Raw genomic sequence first — 17,631 nt, 5'->3', positions numbered from 1 at the left:
GCCGGTCTAGAAGGTTCCGGCTGCGGGCTCAAGCGGCGAGCGGATACCGGGCGAGTTCCTCGTGGATGGCACCGTCCGGGCGCAGGGTCGAACGCCAGAGCGCGAAGTCGCGGACGGTGAAGGCCGGCGAAGGGAAGGCATGCCAACGCGCGAGAAAACCCGCCAGCCGCTCGGCCTCGCCCGCGGCCAGACTGCCCAGGCGGGCCAGGGTGACGTGCGGGCGGAAGCGTCGCCGCTCCATCCGCAGGCCGGCGCCATGGAGGGCCGACAGCACGCGCGCCTGAAGCCGGCGCACTCCGTCTTCCTCGCGCAGACCTGCCCAGAGGGCGGTCGGCCGCCGTTCGTCGAAAACGCCGAGCCCCCCGAGCTGAAGGGCGAAAGGCGGGGCGGTCACGGTTTCCAGCGCCTCGTGCGCGGCCTCGACCTCCGGCAGGGGCCGCTCGCCCAGAAAGGCGAGCGTGAGGTGAAGCGCATCCGGCTCGACAGCCCGGCCGAAGGGCAGGGCGGCCAGGAGCGGCAGCAGCGCATCCTGAACCGCGTCGGGGATGTCGATGGCGACAAAGACGCGCATGGGAGGGATGTGGCGCAGGCCCGCGTCCCGGGCAAGGGTGCCGCTGGACGCGGCTCTGCCCCGGCCCCAGATTGGAGAGGAGGCCGAAGGGAGGTGCGGGCATGGACGGTGCAGGGCCCGACGTTGCCGACACGCGACCGGAGATCCGCCAGGTGGTGCGGACGGCCTTCGATGCGCTCGATGCCTCTCCCAGGGTGCCGCCGCTGGCCGAACGGCGCGCGTGGCTCATGGCCCTGCGTGCGGCCACCCGCCGCGCGGCCGAGGATCTGGCACGGGCGGTGGATGCGGATTTCGGCGGCCGGCCCCGGGCCGAGACGCTGGTGGCGGAGGTCGGGCTGGTCCTGTCCTCCATCGACTGGACGGCGCGGCGGCTGGGCCGTTGGATGCGACCGCGCCGCCCGCGCCTGCCCCCCGAATTCCTGTCGGCCCGTGCCCGGGTCGAGCGGGTGCCGCTGGGGCGGGTGGGCATCCTCGCGCCTTGGAACTATCCCGTGCAGCTTGCGCTGCTGCCGCTTGCCACCGCCCTGGCGGGGGGCAACCGGGCGCTCGTGAAGCCGTCCGAGTTCACGCCGCGGACGGCCGAGGCGCTCGCCCGTCTGATCGAGGGGGCCCTGCCCGGCGACGTGGTGCGCGTGGTCACGGGGGGGCCCGAGGTGGCGGCAGCCGTCTCGAGCCTGCCGCTCGACGGTCTGTTCTTCACGGGGTCCACGGCGACGGGCCGCAAGGTCGCCCGTGCAGCGGCCGAGAACCTCGTGCCGCTGGTCCTCGAACTGGGCGGCAAGTCGCCGGCGATCATCCTGCCGGACGCGGACATGGATGCCGCCGCCCTGTCGATCATGGCGGGCAAGCTCTTTTCGGCCGGCCAGACCTGCGTGGCGCCGGATTACGCGCTGGTGCCGCGCCGCCGGGTCGGGGAGATGGTGGAGGCGCTGCGCCGCGCCGCGGCTCGGCTCCATCCCGATCCGGCGCGGCCCGACTATGCCGCCCTGGCGCGCGCCGGCGACCGCGACCGGCTGCTCGGGCTGCTCGAGGGTTACCAGACCGTGCCGCTGATGGATCCGATGCCGGAGGCGCCGCGGCTCGGGCCCTTTGCGGTCCTCGATCCCGATCCCGATTCGCGCCTGATGCGCGAGGAGATCTTCGGCCCCATCCTGCCGCTCGTGCCCTATGACGATCCGGCCGAGGCCGAGGCCTTTGCCAATGCGCGGCCCTGTCCGCTTGCCCTTTATGTCTTCGGGCGGGACACGGCTGCGGCCGAAGGGGTGGTGGCGCGGGTCCGATCGGGCGGTGCCATGGTCAACGACACGCTTCTGCATGTGGCGGCCCATTCGCTGCCCTTCGGAGGCGCCGGGGAGTCGGGCATGGGAGCCTATCATGGCGAGGAGGGGTTTCTGGCGCTCACCCGGCCGCGCAGCGTGATGGTGGCCGGGCGATGGATGCCCGCGGCGATGGCGCGACCGCCCTACGGGCGGGCGATGGACCGCCTCCTGCGCTGGCTCATCCGCTAGGCCTCGTAGGCGCGGCCTCTCCAGACGGCGCGCGGGCGGCGCAGGAGCGCGTTCCACTGGATCGCCAGCGTGACGAGCACGCCGAGCGGGTGCAGCGCCATGCCCCAGCCGTCCGCCCCGGTCCGCCGTCCCGCCGCGGCGGCCGCCAGCCAGGACAGGGCCGCCGCCGCCGTTGCAAGACCGGCCGCGGCCCAGTCCTGCGCCACGATGCCCCAGGGGATGAGCAGCAGCGGCAGAACGTGGCCTCCGCCCAGAAGCAGCGTCCAGAGGGGCAATCCCGCAGGGGTCGCCATGCCCTCGCGCGCGTTCTTGCTGAAGCCCGACCAGACGGAGCGCCAATCCTCGTACATGCGGCAGGATGCGAGCGGCGAGAGATCGCACAGGTCGGTGGCGAACCCCGCCCGCCGCACCGCCCGGGCGAGGGCGATCCCGTCATGCAGCAGGGCGCCGACCGCCCGGTGTCCGCCGGCGGCCTCGTAGGCGTCACGCCGCACGGCCATGATCTGCCCGCATGCGGCGGCAAAGCGCGGATCGGAGGGGCGGCCCCGGGCCGCGAACATCGGCAGATAGCCCAGAAGCACGGTCATGATCTGCGGCACGACGAGCCGCTCGCCCCAGGTGCGGGTGATCTGTCGCGGAAAGCCCGACGCCAAGCCCAGGCCCTCGGAATCGACAAAGGCCGCAAGGCGCGCGAGCGCGTCCGGATGCACCCGCACGTCGGCATCGAGAAACACGAGCAGCGGCTCGCGCGCGGCGCGGGCGAGCTGCCAGCAGGCATGGGGCTTGCCGACCCAGCCCGGCGGCAGCGGCGCGCCGCGGAGCAGCCGGACGCGCCCGTCTCGCGCAGCCGCCGCCTCCACCAGATCGGCCGTCCCGTCCGACGAGCCGTCGTCCAGCACCAGCACCTCCATCTCCACCCCGCGCGAGGCGAGCACGGATGCGAGAAGCGGGGGGATGTTGGCCGCCTCGTCGCGGGCAGGGATCAGCACGGAGAGCCGCGCAGGCGCCGCCGCGGCCCGCGGCGGCGGACGGTAGAGGCGCAGGTTGAGCGCCACCATGACGGCGAACAGGGTCGCGAGCGCCAGCGAGGCGGCGGACAGGACGATCAGGGTCACGGCTCCTCCGGTCGGTGATCGGGCCTGTGGCGCTCGCCGCGCCAGGCCGCGCGCAGTCGCTCCCAGCCGCCCCAGACGCCGCCCGGCCCGCGTCGGCCGCCCAGCAGGGTGACGAACAGTGCCGGATCCCTGGCGATGGCGGCCTCGGCCAGACGGTCGGCGGCGGCCGTGGCCGCCTCTTCGAGCCGTCGAGCCCAGCCGCGGGCATCGTCCTGCTCGACGAGGGGGGTCCCGAAGGCGGCGAGGGCCTCGGGGCGGCGTTCGGTCCAGAACGGATATTCGAGCGCGAGCGGCAGGGCGACGGCCTCCGGCACGCGCGCGAGCAGATGGGCCGCGCCGGGGCGCAGGCCCAGCGGGCGCTCGCGCGGGTCGGCGAAACGCCCTTGGGCGGGCACCCAAAGCATCCGGCGGGGGCTGGCCAGGACATGTTCGCCGATGCGCAGGAAGGCCGCAGCGCCCGCGCGCCCGTCGGGCACGCCGAAGGTCCCGATGCGGCGGAAGAAGCCGTAGCGGGCGAGCATCGCCGCCTCCATCGGGCCATACCCTTCGCGCGCGGCGAACAGGCGTGCATGAAGCACGATGAAGAAGGCGGGGTCCCACCAGGAGGGATGGTTGGCGACCACGACGAGGGGGCGCCCGGCAGGCAGGTCCGGCAGGCCCGGCCGCAGCAGGCGCACGGCGCGAAAGGCGCCGCGCATCTGGTGGGTCATGATCCGGGCGAAGAAGGCCGCGACGGGGGCCGAGCGCAGCGCGACGGGGTCGTCACTCGGCGGCATGGCTCTCCGCAGGGGCGTTGCGCGTGGCGTCCGCGTGAAGCGTGTCGGCCGCGATCCAGCCCGACATCAGCGCCATGGGCATGCCCGGACCAGGATGGGCCGAGCCCCCGGCGAGATAGAGGCCCGCGACCTGCCGCGACCGGTTGCCCGGCTTGAACGCCCCCAGAACCTTGCCGTGCGAAGCCAGTCCGTAGATCGCGCCGTCGAGCACGCGGTAGCGGTCATGGATGTCCTGCGGGGTCAGGACGCGTTCCACGACGATGCGCTCCTCCAGGTCGGCCATGCCGGCCGTCCGCGCGAGCTTGTCGAGGATCACGCGGCGATAGGCGGGCAGCATCCGCGCCCAGTCGTGATGCGGCCGCAGATAGGGCGTATGGACCAGCACATAGAGAGCCTCGCCGCCCGGAGGGGCGACGGCAGGCTCGGTGCGGGCGGGAGCGGCGATATAGGCGGTCGGGTCGGGCGCGGGCTCGCCCCGGTCGTAGATGGCGCCGAATTCCTCCTCGGGATCGCGCGAGAAGACGAAATTGTGGTGCGCGAGGTGGTCGTAGGCCCGGTCGAGACCCAGATAGAGCACCACGCCCGAGCAGGCGGGCTCGCGCCGGCGGCCCTTGCGGAAGCTCTCCCACGCGGCCCCGCCGACCAGTTCGCGGTAGGTGCGCACCGAATCCATGTTGGACACGATCCGGTCGAAGGCGAGGCGCTCGCCGGATGCGGTGCGGATCGCGACGGCACGGCCGCCTTCGGTCTCGATGCGGCTCACATCCGTGCCGGGACGCAGGTCCACGCCCAGCTCCTCGGCCAGACGGGTGAGCGCGAGAGGCACGGCGCGGGTGCCGCCCATCGGGTACCAGACCCCTTCGCCCATCTGCATCTGCGCGATGCCGCAGAGCACGGCCGGGGCGCCGAGGGGGCTGCTGCCCACATACTGGATGAAATGCTCGAGCATCTGGCGCACGCGGGCATCGGCGATGTTGCGCTTGATCTGGCCAGCCACTGTCCGGTGCATCCGCAGCGAGAGCACGTCCGCGAGGGTGGAGAGGTTCATGTTGGCGCGAACATTCATTGTGTCGCGCAGGTCCTCGACGGACTTCCAGAAGAAGAAGCGGTCCGAGACGTCGGCGAGGCGCCGCGCGACGGCCATGAAGTCGTCGAAGCCCTTCGAGTCGTGGGGGCTGATCGCGGCGATCGCCTCGCGCGCGGCCCGCTCCTCCCCGCGCAGGTCGAGCACGGTGCCGTCGTCGTAGAAGCAGCGCCATTGCGGATCGAGGCGCACGAGGTCGAGATAATCCCCGAGGCGCCGGCCGGCCTCGGCGAAGACGCGCTCGAGAACGCGCGGCATGGTCAGGATCGTGGGCCCCATGTCGAAGCGGAAGCCCCCCTCCTCCAGCAGCGCAGCCTTGCCGCCCAGCCAGGCGTTCTTTTCCAGAAGCGTGACCCTGTGGCCGCGCGCGGCCAGCGTGCAGGCCGCCGCGAGGCCGCCGAGCCCTCCTCCGATGATGCCGACCGTGCTCATTCCGCCGCCTCCTGCCAAGCCGTCTGCCGCGCCGCCCAGGTGCCCGCATCGAGCCCGAGATCGCCCGCGATCAGCCGGCTGGCGATGCGCGCGCTCTCGAAGATGGTGGGCAGGCCGCTGCCCGGATGCGTCCCCCCGCCGGTGAGATAGACCCCGGCCACGTCCTCGAACCGGTTGCGCGGCCGACGATGCAGCATCTGGCCCAGATTGTGGGCGAGGTTGAAGGTCGCACCCAGATGGATGCCCTGCGCGGCCCAGTCGGCGGGCGTCACCATCCGCTCCCACCGGATATGGGGCCGCAGGTCGCGGCCGAGAAAGCCCGCCAGACGGTCGAGCACGGCCTCGCGATAGGCTGGGGCGATCCGGCCCCAATCCTCGCCGCCCGACAGGTTGCCTACAGGGACCAGCACATAGAGCGCCGAGTGGCCGGGAGGCGCGAGCGAGGGGTCCGTGGGGCTCGCGTTCTGGACGTAGATGGAGGGCGCCTCGGGCGCGCGGCCCTCCTCGATGGCGCGCAGGTTGCCGGCATAGTCGCGGCTCAGCGCGATCGTGTGATGAGCGACGCCTTCGAGCACGGTGTCGAGCCCGAGATAAAGCATGAAGGTCGAGCAGGAGAAGGCCTTGGCGTCGATCCGCTCGTCGGTCCAGCGCCGCCGCAGCGCATTGGGCACGAGGCGGCGGATGGCATGGGCGAAGTCGGCATTGACCACCACGGCATCGGCGGGCTCGGACCCGCGCGCGGTCCGCACGCCGGTGGCGCGGCGTCCCTCGAACCGGATCGCCTCGGCCGGCTCGTTGAGGCGGATCTCCACCCCCATCTGACCGGCGATGCGGGCCATGGCCTCGACCACGGCATTGCACCCGCCCAAGGGGTGCCAGACCCCGTGCGCATATTCCAGATGCGCGAGGATGGTGAACAGAGACGGGCACTTGAAGGGCGACATGCCCAGATACTTGGACTGGAACGAGAAGGCGAGCCGCACGAGCGGGTGGCGGAAGAAGCGCCCCAGATCCGCGTCCACGGTCGCCCAGGGCCGCAGATGCGGCAGCGCGCGGGCGAGCTTGGGGTCGGCGAAGGCGCCGAGGCCCAGGAACGGCTTCTGCAGAACCGGGCGGAAGGCCGCGAACTTGCGGGCGTTATCCGCAAGCCAGAGATCCACGCCGGCCGCATCGGGCGGATGGATGCGGGCGACCTCGGCGCGCAGGCGCTCCACCTCGGCCGAGGCGTCGAAGCGTCCGCCTCCCTCGAAGAGCAGCCGGTACATGGGGTCGAGCCGGACCATGGGCACCTCCTCGTGGAGGTCGCGGCCCACCGCGGCGAAGATCTCGCGCAGGATCTCGGGATAGAGGAAGAAGGTCGGGCCGGTATCGAACCGGTAGGTGCCGGCCTCCGTTGCGGCCATGATGGCCGCGCTGCGCCCGCCCACGCGCGCGGCCGCCTCCAGCACCGTGACGCGCGCCCCCGCCTGCACGAGAAGAATGGCCGCGGCGAGGCCTCCGGGCCCTGCGCCGACCACGATCACCCGCGCCGGTCTGTTGGAGGCCACGCTCCGCTTCCGTCCCATCATCCGTCCCGTCCCCCGCGGCGCGCCGCCGCGTCGTCCCCTTTGGATCACCGTTGCCGCCTTATTGGAAGTAGCGCATCGTCAGCCGCACGACCGCGCCTTCGGAAGGCAGGTCGAAGGCTGCATCCTCCCAGCGTGGCGGTCCCATGCGCATGGGCGCGTCGCGCGAGAAGCCCAGCCCCTCCAGCGGCAGGAAACCGGGGCGGTCGAGCTGGCGGTTGCCGTTCTCGTCGTGGACGACCTGCACGGCGTAGGTGCCCGGCGGAATTCCCGTCACGGTCACTACGCCTGCCGCGGCCGGAGCCTCCCCCACATGCGCACAGAAGGGCCGCAGGAACTCGGCTTCGGTGCAGACGGCCACGAAGATCGTCCCGTCCGTGTTGCGCAGGCCCGCCACCTCGATGCGCAGGTCCGCCGCCGCCGCGGCAGCCGGTCCGAGAGCCATTGCCGCCGCCGCCAGACGGAGACCGCTTTGCCAAACCTCCCTCATGCTCCATCTTTCCCTGGGGGGCCTTGCCCGGTTGACCATTATCCCCTTTCTACGGAACACAGGGCCATGCGGTGCAGTCGCAGCGGGAAAAAAGTGGCGAACAGACGCGGCGGAGACCGGAACCGGTGAGCCGGGGGGAGAACTTCCCTGTCGGCTCCGTGCTGATCCGATCCGATCTGCGGCCTGCCGTCCATGCCTTCTATGCCTGGGCCCGGGCTGCCGACGATGCGGCCGACGATCCCCGTCTGCGGCCCGAGGAGCGGCTGCGCCGGCTGCAATCCTTCGAAGACGGGCTCGACGGGAGGCCGGGCGGCGCCGCCCAGGGTGCGGCCCTCCTCGCTGCCCTCCGACCGCTCGGGGCGGAGCAGGCCGTCCGCCATGCGCGCGCGCTCCTTGTGGCCTTCCGGCGCGATGCCGGGGGAATCCGTGCGGCCGATTGGAAGGACCTGATGGAATATTGCCGTCATTCGGCCGTGCCTGTCGGGCGCTTCCTTCTCGACCTGCACGGCGAGGGCGCCGAGACGCGGGGCCCGGCCGACGCCCTCTGCGCAGCCCTTCAGATCCTCAACCATGTCCAGGACATCCGCGACGACGAGGTTCGGCTCGGCCGGTGCTACCTGCCGGGGGACTGGCTTGCGGCCGAAGGGGTGGGGCCCGCCGATCTGGCGGCCGCGCGCGCCACGCCCGCTCTGGGACGGGTGATCGCACGGACGCTGGCGGGCGCCGAGGCGCTGCTGGCGGCTGCCGAGCCGCTGCCTGCGCGGCTGTGCGCCCGCCGGCTGGCCGGCGAGGCCGCGGCGATGCTGACGCTGGCGCGGGGGCTGGCCTACGCCCTGCGGCGGGGCGACCCGCTCGCGGACCGCATCGCCCCCTCGCGGGCCGCCTTCGCCTGGGCCGGTCTGAGGGGTCTTGCGGTTGCGGCGCTGCGGCCTGCCACGTCCGGAGCGCGGAGCGCCGCATGACGGCCCCCGGCCGGCTGCTGCTGACGAGGGGCGAGCCGGTCGGGCCTGCTGGCGATCCGGTTGCCGAGGTGCGTCGTCTCGTGGCGGCGTCGGGGTCGTCCTTCGTGATCGGCATGCGGCTTCTGCCGCGGTCCCGGCGCGAGGCGATGCTCGCGGTCTATGCCTTCTGCCGCTCCGTGGACGACATTGCCGACGGGTGTCTGCCAGCCGCCTCGCGCGAGGCGGCGCTGGACGCCTGGGCCGAGGAGATCGCCAGCCTCTACGAGGGCCGCCCCGTCCGCACCGCCGTGGGCCGGCTGCTGGCCAGGGCGATTCCCGCCCATGACCTGCCGCGCGCCGAGTTCGACCTGATGGTGGAGGGGATGCGGATGGACGCGGCCACCATCGTCGCTCCCGAACCGGCCGTGCTGGACCGCTACATCCGCTGCGTGGCGGGTGCTGCGGGGATGCTGTCGATGCGGGTGTTCGGGGCCTGGCGCGGTCCCGAATCCACCTGCTTCGCGCTGGCGCTCGCGCGCGGGATGCAGCTTGTCAACATCCTGCGCGACGTGGAGGAGGACGCGGCGCGCGGCCGCCTCTACCTGCCGGCGCCCCTTCTGGCCTCGTGCGGGATTCCTCCCGATCCGGGTCTGGCGGTGCGGCATCCCGCGCTGCCGGAGGCCCGGGCGCGGCTCGGCCGGCTCGCCCGCAGCCAGTTCCTCCGTGCCGAGCAGCTCGGCCGCCTCCATCGCTGGCGGTCGATCCTCCCCGCCCTGGCGATGATGGGCCCCTACGAGCGGCTTCTGCGGATCATGGAAACCGACTGGAGCGCGGCGCCACCCGTCCGTCCCGGCTGGCGCAAGGCTGCCGACGGTCTGGCCTGCGCCGCGCGTGGCCTGATCGGACGGAGCGTCGGGGCGTGAGGCGCGTTCATGTGGTGGGTGCAGGGCTCGCCGGGCTGGCCGCCGCGCTCGACCTGGCCGATGCGGGCGTGGAGGTCCACCTGCACGAAGCGTCCCCCAAGGCGGGGGGTCGCTGTCGCAGCTATTTCGACGAGGTTCTGGGCCGTCGGGTAGACAACGGCAGCCACCTCATCCTGACGGCCAACAGCGCGGTGCTCTCCCATGCCGAACGGATCGGCGCTGCCGACCGCCTCCGGCCCCTGTCCGAGGCCGCGTTCCCGTTTGTCGATCTGGACACCGGCAGGCGCTGGACCATCCGGCTGCCCCGGTCGCCGCTTGGTGCGCTCGGGTCCGCAAGCCGCCCTCCGGGGGCGGGGGCGAGCGAGATCCTGCGCGGGGCGGTCGGCCTTCTGACCGCGGGGCCGCGCGCCACCGTCGCCGGTGCCGTGCGCGACCGGGGGCCGCTCTGGCGCGGCTTCTGGGAGCCGCTCTGCCTCGCCGTCCTCAACACGCCGCCCGAGCGCGCCTCGGCTAGCCTCTTGCGCGCGGCGTTGATCCGGTCGATCGGCCGCGGGGCCGCAGCGGCCCGGCCGGTCCTCGCCCCGGAGGGGCTCGGCGCGGCGCTGGTCGATCCGGCGCTCGCGCGGCTCTTGCAGAAGGGAAGCGCGATCCGGTTCCGCCGTCCGCTCGAGGCGGTGGAGACCGACGGCACCCGGGCGACGGTCCTTCGGATCGCGGGCGAGCGGGTCCCGCTCGGTCCCGGGGACGGGGTCGTCCTGGCCTTGCCGCCGCAGGCGCTGGCCGCGCTCCTGCCCGGCCTCGTCTTGCCGAAGCCGGGCCATGCCATCCTGAACGCGCATTTCCGGCTTCCTGCGGGAGCGGCCGAGGGGGCGCCGCCCATCCTGGGGCTCCTGGGGGGAGCCGCCCAGTGGCTGTTCCTGCGCGACGACGTGGTGTCCGTGACGATCTCGGCCGCGGAAGCCGGCCCGGCCTGGTCGCTGGGCCGCAAGGAGGCCCTGGCGCGGCTCTGGGACGAGACGGCCCGGGCGCTCGGCCTGCAGGAGCCGCCCCTCGCCGCGCGCCTCCTGCGGGAGCGCTGGGCGACCTTCGACCAGTCGCCCGCCGGAGCGGCGCGCCGCGCGGCGGGCCGGACCGCGCTGCGCAACCTCGTGCTGGCGGGCGATCACGTCGCCACCGGCCTGCCGGCGACGCTGGAGGGAGCGGTCCTGTCGGGCCGCCGGGCGGCGCAGATCCTGCTAGGCTAGAAGGGCCGCCTGCCGCAGGGCCGACAGGTCCCGGGAGCCCGTGCAGAAGCAGGCCACGCGCAACTGGGCGATCATCGTGCCCAGATGGTCGGCCACCGCCTCGGCCGACCGGAGAGCCGCCTCCAGCAGGCCCGCCGCCTGCCCCACGAGATCGGCCCCGAGGCGGATGGCGCGCGCGGCATCCACCCCGTCGCGGATCCCGCCCGAGCCGATCACCACCGCCTCGGGGCAGGCCGCCCGAACGGCGACGATCGCCTCGGCGGTGGGAATGCCCCACCGGGCGAAGGCCCGGGCCACGGCGGCGCCCCGGACATCCGCGGCACGCTCGGACTCGACCAGGGCCCAGCTCGTGCCGCCGGCCCCGGCCACGTCCAGCACGCCGACCCCCGCCTCCCACAATTGCCGGGCCACCGGGCCCGACAGGCCGGCCCCCACCTCCTTGACCACCAGCGGCACCGGCAGGGTGCGCGCCAGCGCCTCGATCCGCCCCAGAAGCCCCCGCCAGTCCCGGTCGCCTTCGGGCTGGACGGCCTCCTGCAGGGGATTGAGATGCAGGATCAGGGCATCGGCCTCGATCATGTCGATGGCGCGGCGCGCCTCGTCCGGGCCGAAGCCGGTATTGAGCTGCGCCGCTCCCCAGTTGGCGAGGATCGGGACGGAAGGGGCCAGACGGCGCAGGCCGCGGCCCAGACCGCCCGCTCCCTTCCCTTCGAGCGCCACGCGCTGGCTTCCCACGGCGAGCGGCAGGCGCAGGGCCTCGCAGGCCTCGGCGAGATGGCGGTTGATCGTCTCGGCCCTTTCGGGCCCGCCCGTCATGGAGCTGACCAGAAGCGGGGCGTCCAGGCGCCGGCCGAGAAAGGTCGTGGACAGGTCCACCTCGTCGAGATGGAGTTCGGGCAGCGCCACATGGACGAACCGGACCGCGTCGAGACCCGTTTCGCCTCCTCCGGCGGCCTGTCCGGCCAGCACGATGTCCAGATGCTGGTTCTTGCGGTCGCTCGGCACGGCGGTCCTCCCTCGGTGCTCCTCAGAGGTGGCGCAGGGCGGCACGCGCGGCAAGCGCGACGCAATCCGTTGACACAAGGTAATTGGTCAGACCACTATGCCGGAGGAGGCGGGTCGTCAGAACCTGCCCGGACGCTCGATCAGGGAGGAGCACCGATGCGTCATCTCACCCTTTCCGCGCTGGCTGTGGCCGCGTTCTGCGGCGCCCCCGCGATCGCCCAGGACGCCGCGACGGCCGGGCCCGGCCAGGCGGTGGACATGGTCCTGCTGCCGAAGTTCCTCGGCATCCTGCCGTTCGATCAGGCCCATCGCGGCGCCCAGGAGGCCCATGCCGAACTCGGCAATCCGGGCGAGCTGCTCTATACCGGCCCCACCCCGGAGAACTCGGTCGCCGGGCAGATCGAGATCCTCACCACTGCCGCCTCGCAGGGGCGCGATGTGGTCCTTCTCAGCAACAATGCCGGCGACCAGATCGTGCCCGCGGCGCAGGCCGCGCAGGAGGCGGGGACCCGGGTGGTGACCTGGGACAGCCCGATCCCGTCGGGCGAGGGCGAAAGCCTGTTCGTGGCGCAAGTGGACTTCGCCGAGATCGGCGTCGTGATGGCCGACATGGCCCATTCGATCATGGACGGCGAGGGGCAGTTCGCGATCCTTTCGGCCACGCCCGACGCGGCCAACCAGAACGCCTGGATCGCTGCGATGCAGGCCGCCCTCGCCGCCGACGAGAAATATGCCGGGCTCGAACTCGTGGACACCGTCTATGGCGACGACCAGTCGGAGGTGAGCTATAACCGCGCCCTTGCGCTCGTGGACGCCCATCCCGATCTCGAGCTCATCATGGCGCCGACCTCCGTCGGCATTGTGGCGGCCGCCAAGGCGATGCAGGACGAGGGGTTGTGCGACCGCGTCAAGGTGTCTGGCCTCGGCGTGCCCGCCGAGATGGTGTCTTACACCCTCAACGGCTGCGCGCCGCAATTCGCGCTCTGGAGCTTCGTGGATCTCGGCTACCTCGCCTATTATGTCGGCTACCTTCTGGCGACGGGGGCCATCGAGGCGGCGGAGGGACAGACCTTCGAGGCCGGCCGGATGGGAACCTACACGATCGAGCGCGATCCCACTCGCGACAACGGTTTGCGCGTCCTGATGGGACCCTTCACGGTCTATACGGCCGAGAATGTCGAGGCTGCCGCGCAATAGCAGAATGGCCTCGGGCGGGCCGGCTCCGGAAGGGTGCCGGCCTGCTCCTGCCGCACCGGGACAGCCAGTCATGGATGCACCCCTCCTGGAGCTGCGCCGCGTCAGCAAGACGTTCGGGCCGACACGCGCGCTCGACGACGTCTCCTTCGCCCTGCGGGCGGGCACGATCCACGCGCTTGTCGGCGAGAACGGCGCGGGCAAGTCCACCCTCATCAAGACGGTGACGGGCCTCCATCCGCCCTCGTCGGGCAGCATCCTCGTGGACGGGCAGGAGGTCCGCTTCCGCTCCACCGCGGAGGCCCAGCGTGCGGGAATCGCGGCGATCTACCAGGAACCGATGGTCTTTCCCGACCTCTCGGTGGCCGAGAACATCTTCATCTCCCACCAAGACCGGCCGCCATGGATCGACTGGGCCGGCCTCGAGCGCGAGGCCGCCGCCCTGATCGCCCGGCTCGGCGTGGCGCTCGACCCCTCGCGCCCGGCCGGCGAGCTGACGCTGGCCGAGCAGCAGACCGTCGAGATCGCGCGTGCCATCGGACTGCGCGTGCGCGTCCTCATCATGGACGAGCCCTCGGCCGCGCTGTCCGAACACGAGGTGGGCCGCCTGCACGGCATCGCGCGCGCCCTGCGGGCCGAAGGGGTGGCCGTCCTCTACATCTCCCACCGGCTCGAGGAGGTCTTCGCCCTGGCCGACATGGTGACGGTGATGCGCGACGGCCGCCACGTCTCGACCCGCCCGCGATCCGAAGTGACCCAGGCGGGCCTCGTCTCCGAGATGGTGGGCCGCGACATGGAAGGCCGCTTCGCCCGGACTCCGTCCCGCGCGACCGGGCAACGTGTCCTTGCCGTCCGGCGGCTGGGTCGCACCGGGGTTTTCGAGGACATCTCCTTCGAACTGGCCGCAGGCGAGATCGTCTGCCTGGCAGGGCTGGTCGGGGCGCGGCGCACGGACGTCGCGCTGGCCCTGTTCGGAGTCGCGCCGGCCGATCGGGGCACGGTCGAGATCGAGGGCAGACCCGCCATCATCCGGTCGCCCCGCGACGCCATGCGTCTGGGCCTCGCCTATGTCCCGGAGGACCGGCGCAAGCTCGGGCTGGCCCTCGGCCTGTCTGTCGAAGCCAACATCACCCTGCCCCGGCTCGAGGCCTATCGCGATGGCCGGGGGCTGCTCGACCGCGCGCGCGAACGGGCCGATGCCCTGCGCTTCCGCGATGCGATGCGCATCAAGGCCGCCGGGCCGGAGGTGCCGGTGGGCACGCTGTCGGGCGGCAACCAGCAGAAGGTGATGCTGGCCAAGTGGCTCAACACCGCGCCGCGCATCCTGATCGTGGACGAACCCACCCGCGGCATCGACATCGGCGCCAAGGCCGAGGTGCACCGCATCCTCCGCGACCTGGCCGGCGAGGGGGTGGCGATCCTCGTGATCTCGTCCGATCTGCCCGAGGTCCTGTCGCTGGCCGACCGCGTGCTCGTGATGCGCGAAGGTCGTCTCGTGGGAGACCTGCCCGGCGCCCGGACCTCGGAAGAAGCCGTCATGCGCCTGGCCGTCGGCGCCGGAGAGGCCGCAGCATGACCCCGCTCTCCGCACCCGCGCTCCGGCTGCTGGTCCTTCTGGCCGTGCTGGCGCTGACGGTGGTCTTCTTCGCCACCCAGATCCCCAACTATCTGGATGCGCGCCTCTTCAACCGCATCTCCACCTCTGTCGCCGTCATCCTGCCCGTCGCTGTGGGACAGGCCTTCGTGGTCCTCACGCGCAACATCGACCTGTCGGTGGGCTCCATCGTGGGGGCGACGGCCTACGCCACCGGGGGGCTGCTCGGAGCGTTTCCGGACCTGCCGCCGCTCCTCGTTCCCCTGGTGGCAATGGCAATGGGGGGCTGCCTCGGAGCCGTGAACGGCTTTCTCGTCTCCCGCTTCGCCCTGCCCTCGATCATCGTGACGCTGGGCACGCTGGCCATCTTCCGGTCGCTTCTGGTCCAGTTCTCGGGCGGCGCCTCGATCACCATGGCCTCCCTGCCCGCCTGGGTGCCGGCCTTCGCCCAAGCCAACGCGCTGAGCTGGGAAGGCATCCAGCTGCGCTGGATGGTGCTTCTCGCCCTGGCCGTCGTGATCGTGGCGCATGTCGTGCTGGCGCGGACGCGCGCGGGGCGCCAGTTCTACGCCGTGGGCTCCAACCCCGACGCCGCCGCCTTTGCCGGGATCGACCTGCGCGCGACCGTGTTCCGGGCCTTCGTGATCTCCGGCGCTCTGGCGGGTCTGGCGGGCTTCCTGTTCCTGAGCCGCTTCGGCAACATCACGGTGGTCGCGGGACTGTCATGGGAGCTGCGCTCGGTCGGCGCGGTGGTCGTGGGAGGGGTCAACATCTTCGGCGGGTCGGGCTCGGTCCTGGGCGTGCTGATCGGGGCAACCCTGATCGACCTGATCGACACCTCCCTCGTGCGCTGGGCGCTGGTTTCCGAATTCTGGCGGGAAGCCGTCCTGGGCTTCCTGATCCTGGGCGCGGTGGCCCTCGACGCGCTGCTGACCCGTCGTCTGCTGCGCCGCCGGGCCCGGCGCAGCCTTCCCGGAGCCCGCCCCGCCCTGGCCCCCTCGGGCGAGGCCCGGCCATGACCGCCCTGCGCGAGCGCCTGACAAGCTGGGAGGGATTCCTCCTCCTCGTGCTGGTGCTGCTCTACGCCTGGAACGCGCTCGCCTCGCCCGTCTTCCTGACGCTGGGCAATCAGGTCAACCTGTTCCAGCTGTCCATCGAGAAGGTCATCGTCGCGCTCGCCATGACCTTTGTCATCATCAACGGCGAGATCGACCTGTCCGTGGCCTCCGTGATGGGGCTGGCCGCCTGCAGCTTCGGCTGGCTCCACGGGGCCGGCGTTCCGGCCGCCGCCGCGATCCCGCTCGTGCTGCTCCTGGGGCTGGCCTGCGGCGGATTCAACGCCTTCTGGGTCGTCCGGGTGGGCCTGCCCTCGCTGGTGGTGACGCTGGCCACCATGATCGCCTTCCGCGGTCTCGCCCGCGTCCTCGTGGAGGATCGCGGCATCGGGGGCTTTCCGGCCTGGTTCAACGCCCTGGGACAGAAGCCGCTGATCGGCCCCTTTCCGTTTGCCATCCTCCTGTTCTTCGCCATGGCGGCCCTGGCCTGGGTCCTGCTCCACAGGACGGTGTTCGGCCGCCAGGTCACGGTGATCGGCGCCAGCCGGGCTGTGGCCGAGTATTCCGGCGTGGATGTGGGACGGGTCAAGACGGCGGTGCTGGTCGCCTCCTCCGGCGTCGCGGCGCTGGCGGGCCTTCTGTTCGCCGCCCGCGTCGGTGCGGTGCGGGGCGATGTTGCGCTGGGCTTCGAACTCGACATCATCACCATCGTGCTGCTCGGCGGCGTCTCGATCTTCGGGGGCGTGGGCTCGGTCACGGGAACGGTCCTCGCCATCCTGATCGTCCTCAGCCTGCGCAACGGGATGGCGCTCGCCAACCTGACGGGGCACATCCAGTCCGGCGTCCTCGGGGTCCTGCTGATCCTGTCGGTCATGGTTCCCGTGTTCCGCGGCTGGTTCCAGCGGGTCCTCCACCGGCCCGAGGCCGTGTCATGACTGCCCTCTCCCCGCGCGAGGCACTCACCGCGCCCCTGCCGCGCCGGACGACGCCGGACCTTGTCGTCTCGCGCGTGCTCGACCTGATGCGGTCGGGCCAGCTCAGGCCCGGCGACCGCCTGCCGCCCGAGCGCGAACTGGCCAGCCTTCTCGCCGTGAGCCGACCCACCCTGCGGGAGGCGCTGCGCGCCCTCGCCATCCTCGGCGTGCTGGAGATCCGCCACGGTGCCGGCGCCGTCGTCACCACCCCCGATCCCGAGGGGCCGCTGCGGCCGCTCGACCTCTTTGTGACCCTCGGCGCGGGGGACATGGCCACGCTCTTCGAGGCGCGCATCGAATACGAACCCCTGCTCGCCCGTCTGGCGGCCCCGCGGCTGACCGATCGGGAGATCGCGCGGCTCGACGACCTCGTCGCGCTCCAGCTCGGCGCGCCGGAGGATGCCGAGCTCTTCTCGGACACGGATGTGGAGCTGCACAAGACCATCCTGGAGGCGGCCGGCAATCCCTTCCTGACCCGCTTCGGGCGCCTCCTGCAGGTCTTGGGGGATCAGGGCCGCAAGGCCTTCCAGAAGCGCAAGGCGGTGCGCCTGCGCAGCATCGCGGATCACCAGCGTCTCGTGGCGGCGCTCGCCGCCCGCGATGCCGCCGGCGCGGAGGAGGCCATGCGCGAGCACATGCGCAACGTCCGCGCCGCCCTGCGCGACGCGACGGGCGCCTGAGGAGGAACGGCATGCCGCGACAGGGCAACCGGCGCGAGGACATCGTCAGGGGCGGCTTCTCCACACCGCTCGATGCCCCCACGATCCCGCGCTTCCCGTTCTCGTTCCGCGACGTGGACGTGCTCACGCTCTGCTACCGCACCGATCGGGAGGCCGTGGCCGCGCTCCTGCCCGAGCCGCTCGTGCCCACGGGCGATGCGGTGATGATCCACCTCTACCGCATGAACGACACCGACTGGCTCGGCCCCTATCGCGAGGCCAACGTCATGGTCGGCGCTGCGCTGCCCGGCGGCGAGGCGGGCGCCTATTCGCCCTACCTGTTCCTGTCCTCGGAGGTGGGGGTGGCGCACGGGCGCGAGATCCACGGGCAGCCCAAGAAGCTGGCCGAGCCCTCCATCGAGATGCGCGGCGACCTGATCGTGGGCCGCATCGTCCGCAACGGCATCGACATCGTGACGGGCTCTGTTGCACAAATCGTGT

The 17,631-nt window shown here is 72.4% G+C and carries 17 protein-coding genes; 10 read left to right on the top strand and 7 right to left on the bottom strand.

What is annotated here, in order from left to right:
• Positions 1 to 28: 28 nt before the first annotated feature.
• Entirely contained in the window at positions 29 to 571 is a 543-nt protein-coding gene (thpR, locus tag GT358_RS12470) for an RNA 2',3'-cyclic phosphodiesterase (protein WP_166582961.1), read from the bottom strand.
• A 101-nt stretch (positions 572 to 672) separates the two neighbouring features.
• Here thpR and GT358_RS12465 point away from each other — a divergent pair, with 101 nt between their 5' ends.
• Positions 673 to 2,079: an aldehyde dehydrogenase family protein gene (locus GT358_RS12465; RefSeq protein ID WP_166582960.1), complete on the top strand. Its 1,407-nt coding sequence runs from the start codon at positions 673 to 675 to the stop codon at positions 2,077 to 2,079.
• Here the strand turns inward: GT358_RS12465 and GT358_RS12460 are convergent.
• The 5 genes from GT358_RS12460 to GT358_RS12440 are packed head-to-tail and all read right to left on the bottom strand — an operon-like array spanning position 2,076 to position 7,541.
• Positions 2,076 to 3,194 (bottom strand): glycosyltransferase family 2 protein, encoded by a 1,119-nt coding sequence (locus GT358_RS12460; protein WP_371416287.1) that lies wholly within the window; start codon positions 3,192 to 3,194, stop codon positions 2,076 to 2,078. The two genes, GT358_RS12465 and GT358_RS12460, sit on opposite strands and share 4 nt — an antisense overlap.
• Positions 3,191 to 3,970: a lysophospholipid acyltransferase family protein gene (locus GT358_RS12455; RefSeq protein WP_166582959.1), complete on the bottom strand. Its 780-nt coding sequence runs from the start codon at positions 3,968 to 3,970 to the stop codon at positions 3,191 to 3,193. The genes GT358_RS12460 and GT358_RS12455 overlap by 4 nt, the downstream gene beginning before the upstream one ends.
• Positions 3,957 to 5,486 carry an NAD(P)/FAD-dependent oxidoreductase gene (locus GT358_RS12450; RefSeq protein WP_166582958.1) on the bottom strand — a complete coding sequence of 510 codons (1,530 nt, stop codon included), beginning with the start codon at positions 5,484 to 5,486 and terminating at the stop codon, positions 3,957 to 3,959. Before GT358_RS12450 ends, GT358_RS12455 begins: the two co-directional genes overlap by 14 nt.
• A complete protein-coding gene (crtI, locus tag GT358_RS12445; RefSeq protein ID WP_243730870.1) occupies positions 5,483 to 7,054 on the bottom strand; it encodes a phytoene desaturase family protein in 1,572 nt (523 codons plus the stop codon). Before crtI ends, GT358_RS12450 begins: the two co-directional genes overlap by 4 nt.
• A gap of 58 nt (positions 7,055 to 7,112) precedes the next feature.
• Positions 7,113 to 7,541, bottom strand: a complete 429-nt coding sequence (locus GT358_RS12440; RefSeq protein WP_166582957.1) for a DUF2141 domain-containing protein — start codon at positions 7,539 to 7,541, stop codon at positions 7,113 to 7,115.
• A gap of 125 nt (positions 7,542 to 7,666) precedes the next feature.
• Between GT358_RS12440 and GT358_RS12435 the strand changes: the two genes are divergently transcribed.
• The 3 genes from GT358_RS12435 to hpnE are packed head-to-tail and all read left to right on the top strand — an operon-like array spanning position 7,667 to position 10,649.
• Positions 7,667 to 8,503 carry a squalene/phytoene synthase family protein gene (locus GT358_RS12435; protein ID WP_166582956.1) on the top strand — a complete coding sequence of 279 codons (837 nt, stop codon included), beginning with the start codon at positions 7,667 to 7,669 and terminating at the stop codon, positions 8,501 to 8,503.
• Positions 8,500 to 9,405 carry a squalene/phytoene synthase family protein gene (locus GT358_RS12430; protein WP_166582955.1) on the top strand — a complete coding sequence of 302 codons (906 nt, stop codon included), beginning with the start codon at positions 8,500 to 8,502 and terminating at the stop codon, positions 9,403 to 9,405. Before GT358_RS12435 ends, GT358_RS12430 begins: the two co-directional genes overlap by 4 nt.
• Complete coding sequence (gene hpnE / locus GT358_RS12425) at positions 9,402 to 10,649, top strand: hydroxysqualene dehydroxylase HpnE (RefSeq protein WP_166582954.1); 1,248 nt, start codon at positions 9,402 to 9,404, stop codon at positions 10,647 to 10,649. Before GT358_RS12430 ends, hpnE begins: the two co-directional genes overlap by 4 nt.
• Here hpnE and fni read toward each other — a convergent pair.
• The gene (gene fni, locus GT358_RS12420; protein ID WP_166582953.1) at positions 10,641 to 11,654 is read right to left on the bottom strand and encodes a type 2 isopentenyl-diphosphate Delta-isomerase; all 1,014 of its coding nucleotides are present in this window, start codon (positions 11,652 to 11,654) and stop codon (positions 10,641 to 10,643) included. The genes hpnE and fni overlap by 9 nt on opposite strands.
• Before the next feature lie 156 nt (positions 11,655 to 11,810).
• On the opposite strand from fni, the gene GT358_RS12415 reads away from it, so the two are divergent.
• The 6 genes from GT358_RS12415 to GT358_RS12390 all read left to right on the top strand — a co-directional run.
• On the top strand, positions 11,811 to 12,851 hold the full coding sequence (locus GT358_RS12415; protein WP_208103510.1) for a rhamnose ABC transporter substrate-binding protein: 1,041 nt from the start codon (positions 11,811 to 11,813) through the stop codon (positions 12,849 to 12,851).
• A 70-nt stretch (positions 12,852 to 12,921) separates the two neighbouring features.
• Positions 12,922 to 14,424: a sugar ABC transporter ATP-binding protein gene (locus GT358_RS12410; RefSeq protein WP_166582951.1), complete on the top strand. Its 1,503-nt coding sequence runs from the start codon at positions 12,922 to 12,924 to the stop codon at positions 14,422 to 14,424.
• Positions 14,421 to 15,461, top strand: a complete 1,041-nt coding sequence (locus GT358_RS12405) for an ABC transporter permease (protein ID WP_166582950.1) — start codon at positions 14,421 to 14,423, stop codon at positions 15,459 to 15,461. The genes GT358_RS12410 and GT358_RS12405 overlap by 4 nt, the downstream gene beginning before the upstream one ends.
• Complete coding sequence (locus tag GT358_RS12400) at positions 15,458 to 16,432, top strand: ABC transporter permease (protein WP_166582949.1); 975 nt, start codon at positions 15,458 to 15,460, stop codon at positions 16,430 to 16,432. Before GT358_RS12405 ends, GT358_RS12400 begins: the two co-directional genes overlap by 4 nt.
• Positions 16,429 to 17,151 carry a FadR/GntR family transcriptional regulator gene (locus GT358_RS12395; RefSeq protein WP_166582948.1) on the top strand — a complete coding sequence of 241 codons (723 nt, stop codon included), beginning with the start codon at positions 16,429 to 16,431 and terminating at the stop codon, positions 17,149 to 17,151. The genes GT358_RS12400 and GT358_RS12395 overlap by 4 nt, the downstream gene beginning before the upstream one ends.
• An 11-nt stretch (positions 17,152 to 17,162) precedes the next feature.
• A partial coding sequence (locus tag GT358_RS12390; RefSeq protein WP_166582947.1) for an acetoacetate decarboxylase family protein occupies positions 17,163 to 17,631 on the top strand: 469 nt, incomplete at its 3' end.

The sequence above is a fragment of the Rubellimicrobium sp. CFH 75288 genome, assembly GCF_009904055.1.
In the GTDB taxonomy this organism is placed as follows: Bacteria; Pseudomonadota; Alphaproteobacteria; order Rhodobacterales; family Rhodobacteraceae; genus Rubellimicrobium.
This window is presented reverse-complemented; position numbering and strand designations above follow the sequence as displayed.

Coding starts and splice junctions, on each gene's coding strand:
- thpR (WP_166582961.1), bottom strand. CDS start 571: ATGCGCGTCTTTGTCGCCATCGACATCCCCGACGCGGTTCAGGATGCG.
- GT358_RS12465 (WP_166582960.1), top strand. CDS start 673: ATGGACGGTGCAGGGCCCGACGTTGCCGACACGCGACCGGAGATCCGC.
- GT358_RS12455 (WP_166582959.1), bottom strand. CDS start 3,970: ATGCCGCCGAGTGACGACCCCGTCGCGCTGCGCTCGGCCCCCGTCGCG.
- GT358_RS12450 (WP_166582958.1), bottom strand. CDS start 5,486: ATGAGCACGGTCGGCATCATCGGAGGAGGGCTCGGCGGCCTCGCGGCG.
- crtI (WP_243730870.1), bottom strand. CDS start 7,054: ATGATGGGACGGAAGCGGAGCGTGGCCTCCAACAGACCGGCGCGGGTG.
- GT358_RS12440 (WP_166582957.1), bottom strand. CDS start 7,541: ATGAGGGAGGTTTGGCAAAGCGGTCTCCGTCTGGCGGCGGCGGCAATG.
- GT358_RS12430 (WP_166582955.1), top strand. CDS start 8,500: ATGACGGCCCCCGGCCGGCTGCTGCTGACGAGGGGCGAGCCGGTCGGG.
- GT358_RS12415 (WP_208103510.1), top strand. CDS start 11,811: ATGCGTCATCTCACCCTTTCCGCGCTGGCTGTGGCCGCGTTCTGCGGC.
- GT358_RS12410 (WP_166582951.1), top strand. CDS start 12,922: ATGGATGCACCCCTCCTGGAGCTGCGCCGCGTCAGCAAGACGTTCGGG.
- GT358_RS12405 (WP_166582950.1), top strand. CDS start 14,421: ATGACCCCGCTCTCCGCACCCGCGCTCCGGCTGCTGGTCCTTCTGGCC.
- GT358_RS12400 (WP_166582949.1), top strand. CDS start 15,458: ATGACCGCCCTGCGCGAGCGCCTGACAAGCTGGGAGGGATTCCTCCTC.
- GT358_RS12395 (WP_166582948.1), top strand. CDS start 16,429: ATGACTGCCCTCTCCCCGCGCGAGGCACTCACCGCGCCCCTGCCGCGC.